The 15,596-nt window shown below is 71.3% G+C and carries 16 protein-coding genes; 8 read left to right on the top strand and 8 right to left on the bottom strand.

Going from position 1 to position 15,596, the window contains the following annotated elements; translation table 11 throughout:
- Positions 1-55: 55 nt before the first annotated feature.
- Together ACZ470_RS18120 and ACZ470_RS18115 are read right to left on the bottom strand one after the other, a co-directional pair.
- The gene (locus ACZ470_RS18120) at positions 56-793 is read right to left on the bottom strand and encodes a phosphotransferase (protein WP_468428293.1); all 738 of its coding nucleotides are present in this window, start codon (positions 791-793) and stop codon (positions 56-58) included.
- A gap of 24 nt (positions 794-817) precedes the next feature.
- Entirely contained in the window at positions 818-1,816 is a 999-nt protein-coding gene (locus tag ACZ470_RS18115; RefSeq protein WP_468428291.1) for an NADP-dependent oxidoreductase, read from the bottom strand.
- A gap of 70 nt (positions 1,817-1,886) precedes the next feature.
- On the opposite strand from ACZ470_RS18115, the gene ACZ470_RS18110 reads away from it, so the two are divergent.
- Both ACZ470_RS18110 and ACZ470_RS18105 read left to right on the top strand, forming a co-directional pair.
- Positions 1,887-2,993, top strand: a complete 1,107-nt coding sequence (locus tag ACZ470_RS18110) for a GlxA family transcriptional regulator (RefSeq protein ID WP_468428289.1) — start codon at positions 1,887-1,889, stop codon at positions 2,991-2,993.
- Between the two features lie 45 nt (positions 2,994-3,038).
- The gene (locus ACZ470_RS18105; protein WP_468428287.1) at positions 3,039-3,581 is read left to right on the top strand and encodes an SMI1/KNR4 family protein; all 543 of its coding nucleotides are present in this window, start codon (positions 3,039-3,041) and stop codon (positions 3,579-3,581) included.
- A 137-nt stretch (positions 3,582-3,718) separates the two neighbouring features.
- Here the strand turns inward: ACZ470_RS18105 and ACZ470_RS18100 are convergent, their stop codons facing one another.
- Entirely contained in the window at positions 3,719-4,261 is a 543-nt protein-coding gene (locus tag ACZ470_RS18100; protein ID WP_468428286.1) for an SRPBCC family protein, read from the bottom strand.
- Between the two features lie 71 nt (positions 4,262-4,332).
- Between ACZ470_RS18100 and ACZ470_RS18095 the strand changes: the two genes are divergently transcribed.
- Both ACZ470_RS18095 and ACZ470_RS18090 read left to right on the top strand, forming a co-directional pair.
- The gene (locus ACZ470_RS18095; protein ID WP_468428284.1) at positions 4,333-4,962 is read left to right on the top strand and encodes a TetR/AcrR family transcriptional regulator; all 630 of its coding nucleotides are present in this window, start codon (positions 4,333-4,335) and stop codon (positions 4,960-4,962) included.
- Between the two features lie 210 nt (positions 4,963-5,172).
- Positions 5,173-5,610 carry a hypothetical protein gene (locus ACZ470_RS18090; protein ID WP_468428282.1) on the top strand — a complete coding sequence of 146 codons (438 nt, stop codon included), beginning with the start codon at positions 5,173-5,175 and terminating at the stop codon, positions 5,608-5,610.
- A gap of 138 nt (positions 5,611-5,748) precedes the next feature.
- On the opposite strand, the gene ACZ470_RS18085 is transcribed toward ACZ470_RS18090, so the two are convergent.
- Together ACZ470_RS18085 and ACZ470_RS18080 are read right to left on the bottom strand one after the other, a co-directional pair.
- Complete coding sequence (locus ACZ470_RS18085) at positions 5,749-6,087, bottom strand: DUF4333 domain-containing protein (protein WP_468428280.1); 339 nt, start codon at positions 6,085-6,087, stop codon at positions 5,749-5,751.
- A gap of 78 nt (positions 6,088-6,165) precedes the next feature.
- Positions 6,166-6,804 carry a TetR/AcrR family transcriptional regulator gene (locus ACZ470_RS18080; protein WP_468428278.1) on the bottom strand — a complete coding sequence of 213 codons (639 nt, stop codon included), beginning with the start codon at positions 6,802-6,804 and terminating at the stop codon, positions 6,166-6,168.
- A 203-nt stretch (positions 6,805-7,007) separates the two neighbouring features.
- Between ACZ470_RS18080 and ACZ470_RS18075 the strand changes: the two genes are divergently transcribed.
- From ACZ470_RS18075 to ACZ470_RS18065, 3 genes are all read left to right on the top strand, one after another.
- Positions 7,008-7,754, top strand: a complete 747-nt coding sequence (locus ACZ470_RS18075) for an ABC transporter ATP-binding protein (RefSeq protein WP_468428276.1) — start codon at positions 7,008-7,010, stop codon at positions 7,752-7,754.
- Positions 7,748-10,228, top strand: coding sequence for an ABC transporter permease (locus tag ACZ470_RS18070; RefSeq protein ID WP_468428274.1), 2,481 nt, complete (start codon positions 7,748-7,750; stop codon positions 10,226-10,228). Before ACZ470_RS18075 ends, ACZ470_RS18070 begins: the two co-directional genes overlap by 7 nt.
- Positions 10,229-10,506: 278 nt before the next feature.
- A complete protein-coding gene (locus ACZ470_RS18065; RefSeq protein WP_468428272.1) occupies positions 10,507-10,821 on the top strand; it encodes a hypothetical protein in 315 nt (104 codons plus the stop codon).
- A gap of 70 nt (positions 10,822-10,891) precedes the next feature.
- Here the strand turns inward: ACZ470_RS18065 and ACZ470_RS18060 are convergent, their stop codons facing one another.
- From ACZ470_RS18060 to ACZ470_RS18050, 3 genes are all read right to left on the bottom strand, one after another.
- A complete protein-coding gene (locus ACZ470_RS18060) occupies positions 10,892-12,517 on the bottom strand; it encodes an alpha/beta hydrolase (RefSeq protein ID WP_468428270.1) in 1,626 nt (541 codons plus the stop codon).
- Positions 12,518-12,793: 276 nt separating this feature from the next.
- Positions 12,794-13,564 (bottom strand): class I SAM-dependent methyltransferase, encoded by a 771-nt coding sequence (locus ACZ470_RS18055; RefSeq protein ID WP_468428268.1) that lies wholly within the window; start codon positions 13,562-13,564, stop codon positions 12,794-12,796.
- A 56-nt stretch (positions 13,565-13,620) separates the two neighbouring features.
- Entirely contained in the window at positions 13,621-14,547 is a 927-nt protein-coding gene (locus ACZ470_RS18050) for an SDR family NAD(P)-dependent oxidoreductase (protein WP_468428267.1), read from the bottom strand.
- A gap of 147 nt (positions 14,548-14,694) precedes the next feature.
- Between ACZ470_RS18050 and ACZ470_RS18045 the strand changes: the two genes are divergently transcribed.
- Positions 14,695-15,561 carry a helix-turn-helix transcriptional regulator gene (locus ACZ470_RS18045; protein ID WP_468428265.1) on the top strand — a complete coding sequence of 289 codons (867 nt, stop codon included), beginning with the start codon at positions 14,695-14,697 and terminating at the stop codon, positions 15,559-15,561.
- Positions 15,562-15,596 lie beyond the last annotated feature (35 nt).

Genomic DNA, 15,596 nt, shown 5'->3' with positions numbered 1-15,596 from the left:
CGACTTCCACCTCCCCGACAGGGGTTGGCGGCTCTGCGCGCCGCGGGGACCCGGCTCACCGCAGTGCGTGCTCCAGGACACCCCGGTGATCGAGGACCCACTGATACGCGCCCTGGACTACTCCCACCACCCCGGTGTCACGAAGGCCGGCCATGGCGACGTCACCGGCATCGGCTTCGGCCTCAATGCCTCGCCAGCACCGGTCCTGCCACCACAAGACCGTGGACACAAGGCGTTTCCGGTCCGACAACCCGTAGCTGTCAGCGATCAGCCTCATGCGCCGGGCAGCATCCCCGGCATCGGTCACCTCAGGGCCGAGACCGACGTACTGCCAGCAGACATGCGCGACGTCATGAATCCGGTCACCCGGCGCTGCCAGGTCCCAGTCGATGAACGCCGTCGGCCGAAGCTCGCCGTTCACCGGCCGATACACCGTGTTCTTGGGCGACAGATCGTTGTGACACACGACCTCACGGTCTCCAGCCGGCGCGGTGCCGACCGTCAGGTCGTGGAACTGACGCACCAGCCGCGCCACCGCCACCAGGCTCTCGTCCGACGACACAGCGGCGGGCTGCCGGGGTTCCCACGCCACATGCCCATCGAGGTAACCGAGTACTTCGCGGCCCTTCTCGTCCACACCCAGAAACCGCGGAGCTCCGCTCCAGCCCTCCGCTTCGAACAACCTCAGCAGATCACCGACGAACTCCGTGCGAGCAGAGGCTGTACGACGCACCGTGTCCCCGACACGAACGACCGTATTGACGAAACCTCCCGGCAGGGACAGCTCGGACACCCTGCCCAACTCCCTCGACGACCATCAGCGCACGGTGATCACCAGCTTACCGGTGGTGCGGCCCGTCTCTCCCAGAACGTGGGCCCGGGCTCCTTCGGCGAGGGGGAAGGTGCCGGAGACGTGGGCACGGAGCCTGCCCCGCTCCACGAGGTCGGCGACGGCGCGCATTCCGGCCTGGTCGTGCTCGACGAGGAGGCCGACGGCGCGGACCTGTGCCTTGTCCGCCGCGGCCTGGGTGTCCGCGGCGCCCGGCAGCAGGGAGACGACGACGCCGCCGGGGCGGAGCACGCTCACGGAACGGGTGGCGGTCTCCCCGCCGAGGGCGTCCAGGACGACGTCGTAGCGCTCGTCGGTGTCGGTGAAGTCCTCGGAGCGGTGGTCGATGCAGGCATCCGCGCCGAGCTCGCGCAGGAAGTCGTGCTTGGGGGCGCTCGCCGTTCCGGTGACGTGCGCGCCGAGCTCCTTGGCGATCTGTACGGCGAGATGCCCGACACCGCCGGCCGCGGCGTGGATCAGCACCCGCTGTCCGGGCCGGAGGTCCGCGGTGTCGACGAGGGCTTGCCAGGCGGTGAGTGCGGCCAGCGGCAGAGCGGCCGCCTGGACGTGGTCGATCCCGGCGGGCTTGGCGGCGAAGGCGCGGGTGGGGCCGGTGACGTACTCGGCGTGGGAGCCGACCCCGTACGGGTAGGGCAGCATGCCGAAGACCTCGTCACCGGGCTGGAAGAGGGTGACGCCGAAGCCGGTCTCCACCACGGTGCCGGAGACGTCCCAGCCGAGGGTCAGCGGCGGGGGCGGCAGGAAAATAGTCAGGGCGCGGTGCTTGAAGTCCGTGGGGTTGAGTCCGGCCGCGTGCACGGCGACGAGGATCTCCCCGGGGCCGGGCGTCGGCCGCGGAAGCTCGGTCAGTCGCAGGACCTCGGGGCCGCCGAGGGCCGTCTGGTGCAGGGCGAGCATCACGGGGGCGCCGTCCGGGGCGGCGGGGTTCGCGGAGTTGAGGTTCTCAGGGGTGTCCGTCGAAGTCATGACTCGATCATGGCCGTACGGCCATGGCAGGCGCGATGGCAAGAAGGTCATCCTCCGATACATTCTTGCCATGACCGTCGACACTCCCACCGCCCGGCCCGTGTCCGCCGGGCCCTCCCGGGCCCGTGACCTCGCCGAGCGCACAGCCGAACTGGACCGCCTGATGCGCCCGGAGCCGCGGCCAGGCGCCCACAAGGTCGTCGTCCTCGCCCTTGACGGCGTCTACCCCTTCGAGCTCGGCATCCCGCACCGGGTTCTGGGTTCCGCCGACGGCCGCTACGAGGTGCTGTCCGCGAGCGCGGACGGGCAGCCCGTGCGTACCGACTCGGACCTGACCGTCACCCCCGGGCACGGTCCCGAGGTGCTGGCCGAGGCCGACACCGTGATCATCCCTCCGTACGCGATCTCCCGGGCCTCGGTCACCGCCCCAGACCCGCTGGGCCTCGCCGCCCTGGCCCGCGTCCGGCCCGGCACCCGTCTGGTGTCCATCTGTACCGGCGCCTTCCTGCTGGCCGCCGCCGGTCTCCTGGACGGGCGCCGGGCCACCACCCACTGGGCGCTCACCGACCACTTCAGGGAGCTGTTCCCCCGGGTCGAGCTCGACGCCGGCGTGCTCTTCGTCGACCACGGTGATGTGCTGACCTCCGCGGGGGCGGCGAGCGGTGTCGACGTCTGCCTGCACCTGGTACGCCAGGACCACGGCAGCGAGGTGGCCAACCAGGTGGCCCGTCGCTGCGTCGTGCCGCCGTACCGGGACGGCGGGCAGGCGCAGTACATCGAGCAGCCGCTGCCGCCGGCGAGCAGGACCGGCACCGGGCCGACCCGCGACTGGGCACTGGAGCGACTGCAACTGCCTCTGTCGCTGGACGAGTTGGCCGAGCACGCGGCGATGAGCACCCGTACCTTCGCCCGGCGCTTCCGGGAGGAGACCGGTCTGAGCCCCGGCCGCTGGCTCACCCAGCAGCGGCTGCGGCGGGCGCGGCAGCTGCTGGAAACCAGCGACCTGCCGGTGGAACGGGTCGCCCACGAAGTCGGCTTCGCCACCGCCACCTCACTGCGGCGGCACTTGGCGGCGGAGGCGGGGGTCGCCCCGTCGGCGTACCGGCGCACCTTCCGTGCGTCGGGTCCAGTCGCGGGCGACGTGAGTGCACCAGCGGCATCTGCTTCTGACAGGTAGGGCTCAGAGATCAGTGTCAGCCGCTTCTGGGAGCATCCTTCCGTGATGACCACACCTGATCAGAGGCCGGACAAGGCCACGCTCGACTTCCTGGGCGCCGCGTTCCCGCCGGAGTGGCGCGAACCTGCTCTCGGGCATGAAGCCGTCGCAGCCTGGGAGTCCGAGAACAGCGCGGTCCTTCCGGAGCCGTACCGGACGTTCGTTGCCGAAATCAGCAACGGGTGCAGCCTCGGCCCGGCAGAGGACGGCGGCCTCCAGCCGCTCGGCTGGCTGCCCGCCGGCTGGCCTGATCTCGGGCCGCGCCGGCCTGGGGAGCCGTTCCCCCTGGAAGCAGGCTGGCTGTGGGAGGACGACGAGAGCGTCGATCCTGAGGAGGATCCGCGCGTGGATGCGGTGTTCACCCAGGGATCGGTCGTGCTCGGATCGGAGGACGGGCAGTCGTTCTGGGTACTGGTGACCACAGGGCCCCGCCGGGGCGAGGTCTGGATGGTGTCCGACGTCGGCGCCGGCCCGGTGCCCGGGGACGACGCATGGGGCTTCGAACAGTGGGTGCGGCGCTGGAATTCCGGCGACGGCTGGTGGGACTGAGCTCGGCACCGAGACCCAGGGTGGCGGCTCACACTTCACGGTGAAAAGGCGCTCCACCACTGCTGTCCGTTCGCATGGCCAGGCATGGCACCCCGGGCGGGGACCACCCGGGGCACCGCGTCAGGGCACCCCCCGGGTCAGCCACCGCGGTGAGCGTGAACCCGGACACCACGGTCGCCGTCCGGTGCGGGGGCCCGGTGGGAGGCGATGCCTCGCAGCAGTCGTACGTACGGGCCCCAGCGTGCCGGGGTCGCCACCGTGCCCGTGCAGGCCTGTTCGGCTCGGTCGAGGCTGTCCTCCAGGCATGCGTCATGCAGCGGCCGCCACACCAGTGGCCAGGTGAGGCGGGCCGTGCCGCGGGCGTTCATGGCAAGGACATGACGCAACAGCGTGTGCTCCTCGTCCACCTCGAACACCGCGTATTCGTGGAATCCGTGGAAGCCGCGCGGCCCGTCGAAGGTGAAGCGCACCCATGTCGAGGGCACGTACGCGGCCACGGTGTAACGCACCGGCCCGTGGCCACCGACGGCCCCGGGGGCCAAAGGCCGGTCAAACCTCATGGCCGGCCATCTCCCGTGCGGCCACAGCATGTCGCAGCTGCCGGAGACGGAGTCGAGCAACGCACCCACCTCGCTCTTGGTCGCGGGCAGCAGACGCTCGTGAACGTTGTAGATCCCCATGCGGCCTCCCCGGGCCAGCGCCAGTGTTCTAGAGAGTGTTCTCTAATATTTTGGAGAGTACTCTCCAACCCATGGCGAGACCACCCCACTTCGACGCGGACCGCTTCCTCGACGCGGCCGTGCGCCAAGCCTCGGTACGAGGCCCGGGCGCGGTGAGCATGTCCGCGGTCGCCAAGGAAGTGGGCGCCCCCAGTGGTTCGGTGTACCACCGCTTCACCGGACGGACCCACCTGCTCGCGGAAGTGTGGCTACGGACGGTCGAGAACTTCCAGGAGGGCTACTTCGCAGCTCTCGAAGCCGACGTCGATCCTCTGCGGGCCGGTCGTGCGGCGGCACGCCATGTCATCGCCTGGTCCCGCACTCACCCAGAGCAGGCGACCCTACTCCTCTACGGCGCCAAGGACTTCGGGTCCGCCGACTGGTCCGAGGAACACCTCCGCCGCGCGGATCGCGGCCATCAACGTCTGCGTGCCGCCCTCACCTCCCTCACCGCCGCCCTCGGCGGCGAGGGTCCCGAGGCCGGCGATCGCGTCGCACTCGCGCTGGTCGACCTGCCCCTGGCCCTGGTACGTCGTCACCTGAGGGCAGGCACACCGCTCCCGGCCCATGCCGAGGACCTCGCCGAGGAGGCCGCCACCGCGCTCCTCGGCTCCCTCCCCGACCGACCCGCCACTCCGTCAACCACCGTGGCCGGCAGCTGATATGTGGTCGCTCGTGTCGTGACGGGTGACGACGGGATCGGCTGTTCGGTCAGCAGCCACCCAAGGGCCTCGCCCGTACGGCACGGCACGGAACGGCAGGACGTAGCCGACGCCGGCCTTTTCCAGCATGCGGCGCAGCCGCGAGGACCGGTAGCCTGCCAGTTGGGATCGAGTGGGCCCAACGCCGGCTTGGTTCGACTTGGAGGCCTCGTGACGCTTTGGGATCGTTGGCGGCGACGTAGTGCGGGGGATGATCGGCCGCCCGGCTTGCTGGAAGACCTTGCCACCCTGCGATCGCCGATCGGCTTTGCCACTGTGCTGGTCGATGACGTGACGCGCTTTCCGGGACTTGCTCATTTCGCGGACACGATTGACCGCAGTGCGTTGAGGCAGGTCACAGCGGGAGTTGAGGGGATCGAGAGCAACGAGATCGCAGGAGTGATCTCCCGGCCCAGTGGCGACTTCCGTTGGGAGCCACATGCGGTCTTCCTCCACGTCGGCGTCCCACCGATACATATCGGAAGGAGTGAGCTGATGTCGGTCGGCCACTCGCGCCGGACCGCGACAACGCCGGTCCCCGTCTACACCGTCACCTCCACTTCCTTCGCACAACTGAGCTTCTGGATCAAGGACCTTGACCTCTCCTGACCTCGGCTGGGCAGGGCCCGATCGCCGTCATCCGGCGACCGAAATGTCGCCCGGCCGACTCTCGGAATCCTGATCACCGCGGCGGAGCGCGCCTTTCCGACGGACGAGCAATCGGGGACGCCGCGGTTCCTACGCCATTCAGGGCGTGTACTCCATGGCGAGTTCGCCTTGGTCGTCAGTGACCTCGACCGTGACGGTCTTGGGGTTCGAGCCGACCTGAACGGTGCAGTGGAACGTGTTGCCCTTCTTGGCCTCCATGGCCGCCGGGCAGCTCACGCCGTCCCTGGACATGTTCTTCATCCCCCGTACGGCCGCCACAGCCTGCCGTTCCACCGCCTCCTGGTCCAACAGGCGCGGCGGGTAGGTCGCTTCGGTATCGGTGTTCACCATCTTGATCGTCACGGTGAGAGCGCACCCGGCGACGACGACGGACGAGAGCGCTATGACAGTACGCGCGAACTTCCCTTGATCAGTCACGCATGGTTCCTACCGGCACCACGACGGTGGAGGCAAGTGCCCTTGCACGGCGAGGCGGGCGGCGAGTCGAGATCTTGGTCAGAGTCCTCGCTCGATGGCCCCCAGCAGCCTCTGCTCGGCCTCTTCCGCCTGGCTGGGCAGCAGGCCCCGCAGAGGTCCCTCGATGAGGAGTACGGCCATGCCGTGCACGGCCGACCAGACGAAGTACTCGGCGCCCGGGCGGCGTTCAGCGGGCAGAATGCCGCAGGCCGACAGGTCGTCCAGGGCGTCCGACAGCAGCCGGAAGGCGGTGCGGCCGCCGGTTCCGGCGGCGGCCTCGTTGTCGGTTTCCTTCAGGTCCGAGGTCACGAACGCCGCGCGGAACAGACCGGGTTCGGCCCGCGCGAAGGCGAGGTAGCCGCGGACCAGGGCCCTCAGGCGCGCGCGGGCCACGGCGGGCTCCTCGGCTTCGTCCCCCTCCGGTCGCTCTTCGGCCTCTGCCGCCACCCGCACCTCCATGGCACGGGCGAGTTCCGCCAGGGCGGCCTGGGACACCGCGCTCAGCAGGGCGCGGCGGTCGTCGAAGTGGCGGTAGGCGGCGTTGGGGACGACACCCGCCCGCCGGGTGGCCTCCCTCAGGACTACCGCGTCCGGGCCGCCCGTGCGGGCGAGTTCCACGCCCGCCGCGATCAGCGCCTGCCGCAGGTTCCCGTGCCGGTAGGTGTCCCGGGGTGCCATCGGTGCTCCTCGTTCCTGTGACCGTCTCCCGTTGGATGTGGACGGCGTACACAACTGGGGGTACTGTACGACACCTCCCCTCGCCCGCGCCTCGGCGGGCGCGGCCCACGAAATGTGGACGGCGTACACAAGGGTCGGGAGGGGCGTGGAAGACCATCCATCAAGGGGGCGGAGCGTTGGAAGAAGCAGTGCGTCTCGAAGCCGTGTCCAAGCGATACGGTTCCGGGCGATCGGCGGTGACCGTGCTCGGCCCGGTCGACCTGTGCTTCACCCGGGGGAGCTTCACCGCGGTCATGGGGCCATCGGGGTCGGGCAAGTCCACCCTGCTCCAGTGCGCCGCGGGGCTGGACCGGCCCAGTGCCGGCCGCGTCGTCCTCGACGGCACGGACATCTCGTCGCTCGGCGAGACGGCACGGACCGCCCACCGCAGGAGGGCCACCGGCTTCGTCTTCCAGGCGTACAACCTGCTGCCCTCGCTCACCGCGGAACAGAACATCGCGCTGCCGCTGCGACTCGACGGACGGCGCCCGGCTCGTGGGGAGATACGGCGGGCGCTGGAGCGGGTGGGTCTGGCGGACAGGGGCGACAGCCGTCCGGGGGAACTCTCGGGCGGCCAGCAGCAACGCGTCGCCGTGGCCCGTGCCCTGGTCACCCGGCCCGCCGTGCTCTTCGCGGACGAGCCCACCGGGGCCCTCGACCTCGCCACGGGGCGTCAACTCCTGCGGGACCTACGAAGCTTGGTGGACACCCCGGACCACCAAGGGCTGGGAACGGTGGTCATGGTCACCCATGATCCGCAGGTCGCGGCCTTCGCCGACCGAGTGGTGTTTCTCGCCGACGGCCTCGTGGCCGGGGAGCTGCACCACCCGGCTCCGGAGGCGGTCGCCGCCCGGATGGCGGCGCTGGGCGGAGCGAGGGGCAGGGCAGTGTCGGAGGCCGCGCGATGCTGAGGGTGGCGCTGGGCACCGTGAGTGCCCGATGGGTGTCGTTCCTGGGGGCGTTCGCGGCGCTGGTCCTGGCGGTCGCCCAGCTCACCGCGCTGGGGGTGGCGCTGTCGGCCTCGGCCGAGAGCCCGGACCGTCCGCCGCGCCGCTTCGCCGGCGCCCCCGCCGTCGTCCTGCCCGTCGACCCGCGGTGGGACCCTGCCCGGCACGACCTGGGTGTGCGGTCGCTGCCGGAGTCACAAGGGCTGGCGCCGCGACTGGTGCGGGAGGTGTCCGGCACGGGGCACACGGTGGTGGACCGGGCCTTCTACGCGCAGGTGGCCGACGGCCCCGACGACCAGGTCGGTCATCCCTGGCCGGTGGCGCGTTTCGGCGGGTACCGGCTGAGCGACGGCCACCCGCCGCGCGCCGCGCACGAGATCGTCGTACCGGCCGACCGGGCGCGTGTGGGTGCGGAGGTGACCGTGCTGACGGCGGCCGGGCCGGAGCGGCGCACCGTGGTGGGGACCGTGGCCCCGGTGCCCTGGGAGAAGGCCGTGTTCTTCACGGAGGCCGAGGCAGCCAGGATCTCGCCGCGTGTCGACGCCCTGGTCGCCACGGGCCCCGTCGGCCGGATACAGGAGGCCGTGGCCGACGACGCTGCGGTGCTCACCGGGCAGGACCGTCACCGGGCGGACGCCGACGCGGGCACCGACCGGAAGGCGCTGGACAACACGCTCACCCTGCTGCCCGTCATGGCCGCGGTCGCGGGTACCACCGCGGTGTTCGTGGTGGCGTCGACCTTCGCCTTCGCGGTGGTGCAGCGTCACCGGGAGATCGCGCTGCTGCGCACCATGGGCGCCACCGGCCGACAGGTGCGGCGCATGGTGCGCGGTGAGGCGTTGCTGGTGGGCTGTTGCGCGTCCGCGGTAGGAGGCCTGCTGGGTCTGCTGGGCACCGGATGGCTGACGGCACTGCTCGTCGCGCTGGACATCGCACCGCCTTGGTTCCGGGTGGAGCTGTCGGCACGTCCGCGGGTGCTGGCGCCGGCCGGCGCGGCGTTCGTCACGGGTGTCCTCGTGGCGCTCTGCGGAGCCGTCGGGGCGTCGCGCAGGGCCTCGCGCGTCGAGCCCGTGGAGGCGTTGCGGGAGGCGGCGGTCGACGACACGCCGGGGCGTGGGCGGATGCTGCTGGGCGGGGTGGGGTTCGCCTGCGCGGTGGGCACGGCGGGCTGGATCGCACTGGGTGCACCGCGCACGGTCCTCTCCCCCACCGTGTACGTCGTCACGCTGCTCGTGCCCGTGGTGGCCACCGCCCTGCTCGCTCCCCTCCTCGTGGGTCCGGTGGTCCGGGCGCTGATGCGGCCGCTGCGCCGCCTGCCGGGGCCGGTCGCCCTGCTCGTGCGGCAGAGCGCGCTCACCGCGCGCCGTCGTACGGCGGCCACCGCCGCCCCCGTCCTGCTGACGGTCGGCCTCGCCCTGTCCCTGCTCACGGCCACCGACTCACTGGAAGCGGCGCGGAACGAGGGGCTGCGCGAGACGGTCGGCGCACCGTTTGCCCTGGTGCCCGACGGCACACCGGGCATCAGCACACAGGTCATGGGGCGGGTGGCCGGCATCGACGGCGTACGGCTGGCCGCGCCGGTGCTCACCACGATCCATCTGCCGGACGGCGACGGGCGGTTGGAGGAGAACGACGGACTGGCCGTTGACCCCGAGGCGCTGCGCCGGACGACGCGGCTGACGGTCGTCGGCGGGTCGCTCGCCGACCTCGACGGCAACAGCATGGCGGTCGCCGCACGTTGGGGCAGACAGGTCGGCGACCGGGTCCCGGTAGTGCTCGCGGACGGTCGGCGTGTCGTCCTCACCGTTGCCGCCACGTATGCCGCCCTGCCCGGCGAGGACGTGGCCTACCTGCCGCAACGGCTCGCCTACACCGGGCTGTTCGCGCGTGACGGACTGGTCCGTCGCGCCTACCTCGCCCTCGATCCCGGCACCGACCGTGCGGCCGCGCTCGCCGCGGTCCGGGCCGCGGTCGAGGGCGGCGGAGCACGGCTTGCGAGCCGGCGGGAACTGATCGCCACCGAGGCCGCCCTCGGCCAACGGCTGACCGAGACCCGGCAGCGGGCCACCGGGGTGATCGTGGTGCTGTTCTGCTTCGTGGCCATCCTGAACACCCTGTTGATGGCCACCGCGGACCGCCGCCATGACATGGCCGCACTCCGTATGGCCGGGGCGACTCCCCGGCAGACCCTGTGGTTCTTCGTCGCGGAGTCCTTGCTGGTCGCGGCGGTCGGGGTGGTACTGGCGCTGCTCGCCTTCGGTGTCAACCTCATCGGACTGGTGGGCGCCCTCGGGCAGTTGTTCCCGGCCGCGCCGGTGTCGGTGCCGTACGCGACGGTGGTCGCCGTCACGGGTGTCTCGGCACTCCTGGTGGTGACCGGCACGGTGGTGCCCGTGGTGGCGGCCCTGCGCACGGGTGGGGGGAGCGGGGTCCGTTGAGCGCCGCGCGAGACGGGAGGTAGCCGCGCAACGCGGCCCTTCTCTGTCCGGGACGCCATCCGGACGAGTCACCGACCAGCCCGGACAGCCCGCGGCTGTCCGGGACAGCCAGTTGCCGTTGCACTGGTTGGGCGACGACCAACAGCCTTTGGTGGCAGTCCGGTTGGTGTGTGCCGGTGTTGCTCTGACGCACCAGGACGGCACCACCGATCGGCTGTCGCACAGTTCCCTCCCTGCGCGGCTCAGCACTACGAGCCCATCCGGATAAGGAGATGCACATGCGTATGCGTCACGCTCTGGCGAGCGCGGCACTCGGCACCGCGCTCGCACTCGGAGCCCTGACCGTGCCGGCAGCAGCCGCCCCCACGACCACGGCCACCGGGGCCGTATCAACGCAGGCGAGCGAGGGTTCCTCGTGGGCCCCGGCTTCCGTCCCGGCCTCGTGGCGTCCCTTCGAGCGGTACTACTGGTACCTCGAATGCCTCGCCGCCGGCGTGGCCAACACTGTGGGACCCAGCGGTTGGGCAATCGACTACGACTGCAGGGTCGACGCGTCGAACTCGAACTACTACAGGCTCTGGCTCTACTACTGAGCCGAGGCCTCGTTGGGCCTGTGAGATGCGGTGCCCGCGGCGGCTCCCGGGAACCGGGGGCCGCCGCGCTTCAGGTGATGGTGGTGGCCGTCCCTCCCCCGCCGGTGGCGATGCCGCCGCCGGGCTTGGGGGCGGGGAAGGGGGGCCTGTCCGGTCGACACGTTGTTCCGGCCGGCGGGAGGGTGCCGTCGATCAAGTAGCGGCTCTCGTGGGCCTGGACGCAGCTGCTGGGGTTGAGCAGTGCGGTGTGCCCGTGGCCCTCGACGGTGAGCAGGCGGGCGTCGGCCAGTTCCCTGGTCATGGCCTGCGAGGCCGAGTAGGGGGTGGAGGGGTCGTAGCGGGTGCCTACCACCAGGACGGGGTGTGCCGTCGGCTTGTTCCACGGGCCGCGGTAGCGGTCGGCGGCCACGGCCGGCCAGGTGGCGCACCCCTCGCTGGCCCAGGTCCAGAAGCGTCCGGCGTCGCCCGCGCGGGCGGCGGCGGCCTCCTCCAGGGCGTGGTAGACGCCCGGGTCACGCGGATTGGGGCTGTCGCCGCAGAGCACCGCGGCGCCCTGTTCCTCGCCCAGATACGGATTCGGGTTCGGGACCGGTGGTGGGGGCGGGAACGGGGACGGCTCCGCGACGCGGCCCTGCCACAGGTCCTGGAGTCTCCCGGCGAGTTCCGTCCACCCCGGGTGGACGACGTAGAGGCTGTTCACCACGTTGGCGAACGTGCCGGCATACGTCCACGCGCCTACGGGCTGCTCACGGAGCCGCCGCATCAGCTGGTCGAACTTGTCCCGGGTGGCTTTCGGGCTGCCGGCGGAGAAGGCGCAGTGGGCGGTGGTGGTGGACCCGCAGAGGGTGAGGAACTGGTCCAAGGTTGCCGCCGCGGAGCGGTCGGAGCCCATGCGCAGGAAGCTCGTGAGCCGGGGGTCGTCGTCGGAGCCGTGGTTCGTCCAGGCCTGCGGGTCCCAGTTGCTGTCGAGGATCATGGCGCGGACCTTGCCAGGGAACAGGTTGGCGTAGGTGGCGCCCAGGATCGTGCCGTAGGAGATCCCCTGGTAGGTGAGGTACGGATCGCCCACCGCCTGGCGGAGCCGGTCGAGGTCGCGGGCGGTGTCGGCGGTCGACACGTGGCGCAGGAGTTCGGGGGCCCGCTGCTCACAGCGCCGTGCCAGGTCCCGGTACGCGGCGATGAAGGCCGCCCGCTCCTCCTCGCCCACGGGGAAGCCCGCCGCATGGTTCGCGTTCCAGTCGGCGGCTTCCTCGGGGCTCCCGAAGCAGTCGACCGCGGTGCTGTTGCCGACTCCGCGGGGGTCCCAGCTGACGATGTCGAACCGCTCCCGCACCTCGCGGGGGAAGGACTCGTAGTTCTGGGGCATCTGGAGGGTTCCGGGGCCGCCGGGCCCGCCGGGGTTGAAGAACAGGGTGCCGATGCGCCGACCGGGGTCGGTTGCCTTCCGTCTCACGACCGCGAGCTCGATGGTGCGGCCACGTGGATCGTCGTAGTCCAGCGGCACCTTCGCGGTGGCGCAGTCGAACTCACTGCCGGGTACGCACCGGCTCCAGTCCAGCTGCGGGGCGGGCACGGTGGGGGCACCGCCTGCCGAGGCGATGTTCGGCCCGGTCACCATCGTCGAGCAGGTCAACAACGCCGTGACGACGGCGGTACGACGTCGGCGGCCGGCTATGGCTCCGCGTATGGGGGGCATGGGCATACTCCGTCCCTCGTGCTCCGTGGCCGAACGCCCGAGGCCACCACTGCGCCGGTCCTCGGCACGCATCCGTTTCCACCACACCCCGACGCGGCCGGACGTGCGAGGCAACCGCAGCCGAATGGCCGAGCCGCATCGGCCGGAATCGCTCACGGTGGTGACCGCCCCCACCGACCGAACTGCGCCCAGATGGCCCATCTCCAGGTGGTGGCACGAAACCAGCCGTCGCACCCTGGGTGCCAGGAGGCCGCCGCCGAGGGCGAGGAGTCGTGATCAATCCTCGCGGCGCCGACGCGCGAGATGGACGGTGATGTCGGCGACCATCTCGACTCTGTCCGGCAGTACCCCCATGATCTGGCCGAACACCTGCTCTCGCTCCTCGGTCGGCAGGAGGAGATAGGCCGAGACGGTGGAGAGATGACCAACGTAGTCGCGGGCGCTCATCGTCACACGCCGTTCGATCACGGACTGCCGAACGTCGGTGAACCATTCGGACCGTTGCAGCTCCGTACCCGGCCACTGCATCGCATGATCCGGAGGCGTCCCGTCGGGCGACGGAATCTCGTCACTCTCCAGGAACGGCGCCCGCGCCGCGCGGACGGCCTCCTCCACAGCCGGGTCGGCCAGTCGAAACGGCCCGCCCCATGAGGCGAATACGCCACCCGGTTCCAACAGCGCGGCCATCCGCGGCCACCGGCCCTCCGGCCTCGTCCAATGCAGCGCTGCTGCCGCATAGACCAGCCCACACGGTTCGTCGCCCGGTCGCAAGTCCTCGAACGCGGCTTGCACCGTCCTGACGTTCGTCGGCACGTGCTTGCGCAGCTCGGCGAGCATGGAACCGTCAGGATCGGTAGCGGTCACCACGACCCCCCGCTGAGCGAACAGACGGGTTGCCTTGCCTGTCCCGGCGCCGATCTCGAGGGCGGTCCGAACCGGATGGCCCGCGTACGCCATCACCATGTCGAACAGCTCCACGGGATACCCCGGCCGGAACCGTTCGTACGCTTCCGCCACCACTCCGAAACTCAGCGCGCGACCAGACATGCCGAGCATCGTGACACGAACAGCGATTCCCTCGTTCCCGGAGTCCTTGGCGACGTCTATCGGGCAGTCCGCGTCGCGGTGAAACGTTCGGCGGCGTCCCAGAGTTCGCGCTCGCGCTGCGGGTCGTAGGACTCCTCCGACGAGCGGGCCGCACGTCCGCGGTCGACGTAGGACCCGGTCGGCGCCTCGGTCGTGCCGAGAACGACGTCGGCGAGGTAACGGCCCGCGGCACCACGGCCGGTGGCGAACGGCGTGAGGGTCATCACCGGCAGGATGCGCCGCATCGCGAACCGGGTCATGGGTCCCGCGTTGCGGGCAAGGCCGGTGCCGGGGACCGGCCCCGGGTTGTAGGTGACGGCGTCGATCCCGGCCGGCAGCCGGCGCGCGTACTCGTGCACGAGGTAGATCGTGGCCAGCTTGCTCGTCGAGTACGCGGTGCGCCCGGCACCCGTGCTCCGCGGCGCGGGGAAGGCGCCCGTGCGGGCCAGGACCTCGGGGGACTTCCAGGCCGGGCCGGGCACGATGCCCAGGTTGTGCTTGAAGTCGCCGAAGTGGGTGTCACTGGTGGTGATCACGATCCGGGCCGGAGCGACGAAGCGGTGCTGGAGCAGTCGCACGAACAGGTGGTTGGCGAGCACGTTGACGGCGAAGGTGGACTCGAACCCGTCGGGTCCCGCGGTCAGCGCGTTGGTGTACTGGATGCCCGCGTTGCCCACGAAACCGCTCAGCGGGGGGAGTTCACCGCCATCGAGTCGGTCACGGATCTCGGTGGCGGCCGAGCGGACGCTCTCCAGTGAGCTGAGGTCCACCGAGACGTACGAGACCGTGTGACCGCCCGCGGAGAGGTCCGCGGCGAGCTGTGCGCCGGAGGACTCGCGGGCGACGACGAGAAGGTGCACGCCTGGCGACCGACGCAGGATGTGCTCCGCGGCGACGCGGCCGATCCCGCGGCTCGCGCCGGTCATCACGATGGTGTGCTGCATGGGAGGCTCCTTGACTGGTCAGCCGATGACGCTCGGTTGGGGGCATCTCCACGTTCGCCGCTGCCGCCGGCGCCAGCCAGTGCCGTCACCGTCACCAGGACTGGCAGTACCCAGGCTCATCCGGCGCCGCACGGCGAGAATGAACCCATGGCTTCCTCCCGCTCCGCGTTCGGTGCGCTCCTGCGCGCTTGGCGCGACCGACTCTCCCCGGCGGACGCCGGCTTCACCGTGGCGAACGGCCGGCGTGCCCCGGGACTGCGCCGCGAGGAGCTCGCGCAGCTGGCCGGGCTCTCCGTCGACTACGTCCTGCGTCTGGAGCAGGGACGTGCGAAGAACCCCTCGGGCCAGGTGGTCGGCGCCCTCGCTCGGGCCCTTCAGCTCTCACGGGCCGAGCGCGACCAGCTGTACCGCAGCGCCGGGCTCCTGCCGCCGCAGGACGGGACGGTCAGCGCCCATGTGCCCGCGGGGATCCAACGGCTCACCGCCCGCCTGGGCGATGTCCCGATCGGCGTGTTCAGCGCCGACTGGACCCTGGTGTGGTGGAACGCCATGTGGAGTGGCCTGCACGGTGACCCGGCCGTCCTCCCGCCCCTCGAACGGAACCTGGCCCGCGCCCTGTTCGGCGACGGTGCCGCTCGAGCCGCGATGCATCCCGTCCGGTCCGAGCGCGGGCAGGACGCCTTCGAGGCCTCGATCGTGGCCGACCTCAAGGACGCCGTGTCCCGCTATCCCGGGGATGCCCGGCTCGATCGTCTCGTAAGGGAACTGCGGGGCACCTCCGACGCCTTCGCTCGTCACTGGGCCGCGCGGACGGCCGCCACGCAGCACACGACCGACCGGAAGACGGTCCGGCATCCGGAGGTCGGCGACATCCTGCTCGACTGCGACGTCCTCATCGTCCCCGGCGCGGATCTGCGCATGGTCACCTACACGGCGGCGACCGGAAGCAGCGACGCGGGCAGGCTCGATCTGCTGCGGGTCACCGGTGGCCGTACCACCACGGCGCTCCCCTGACCGGCGGCGGCATCAAATCGGACAGACGCATCAAG

It is taken from the genome of Streptomyces sp. NPDC031111 (assembly GCF_055570675.1).
The sequence above is the reverse complement of the archived record's forward strand: the minus strand, read 5'-3'. Positions and strand labels throughout refer to the sequence as shown.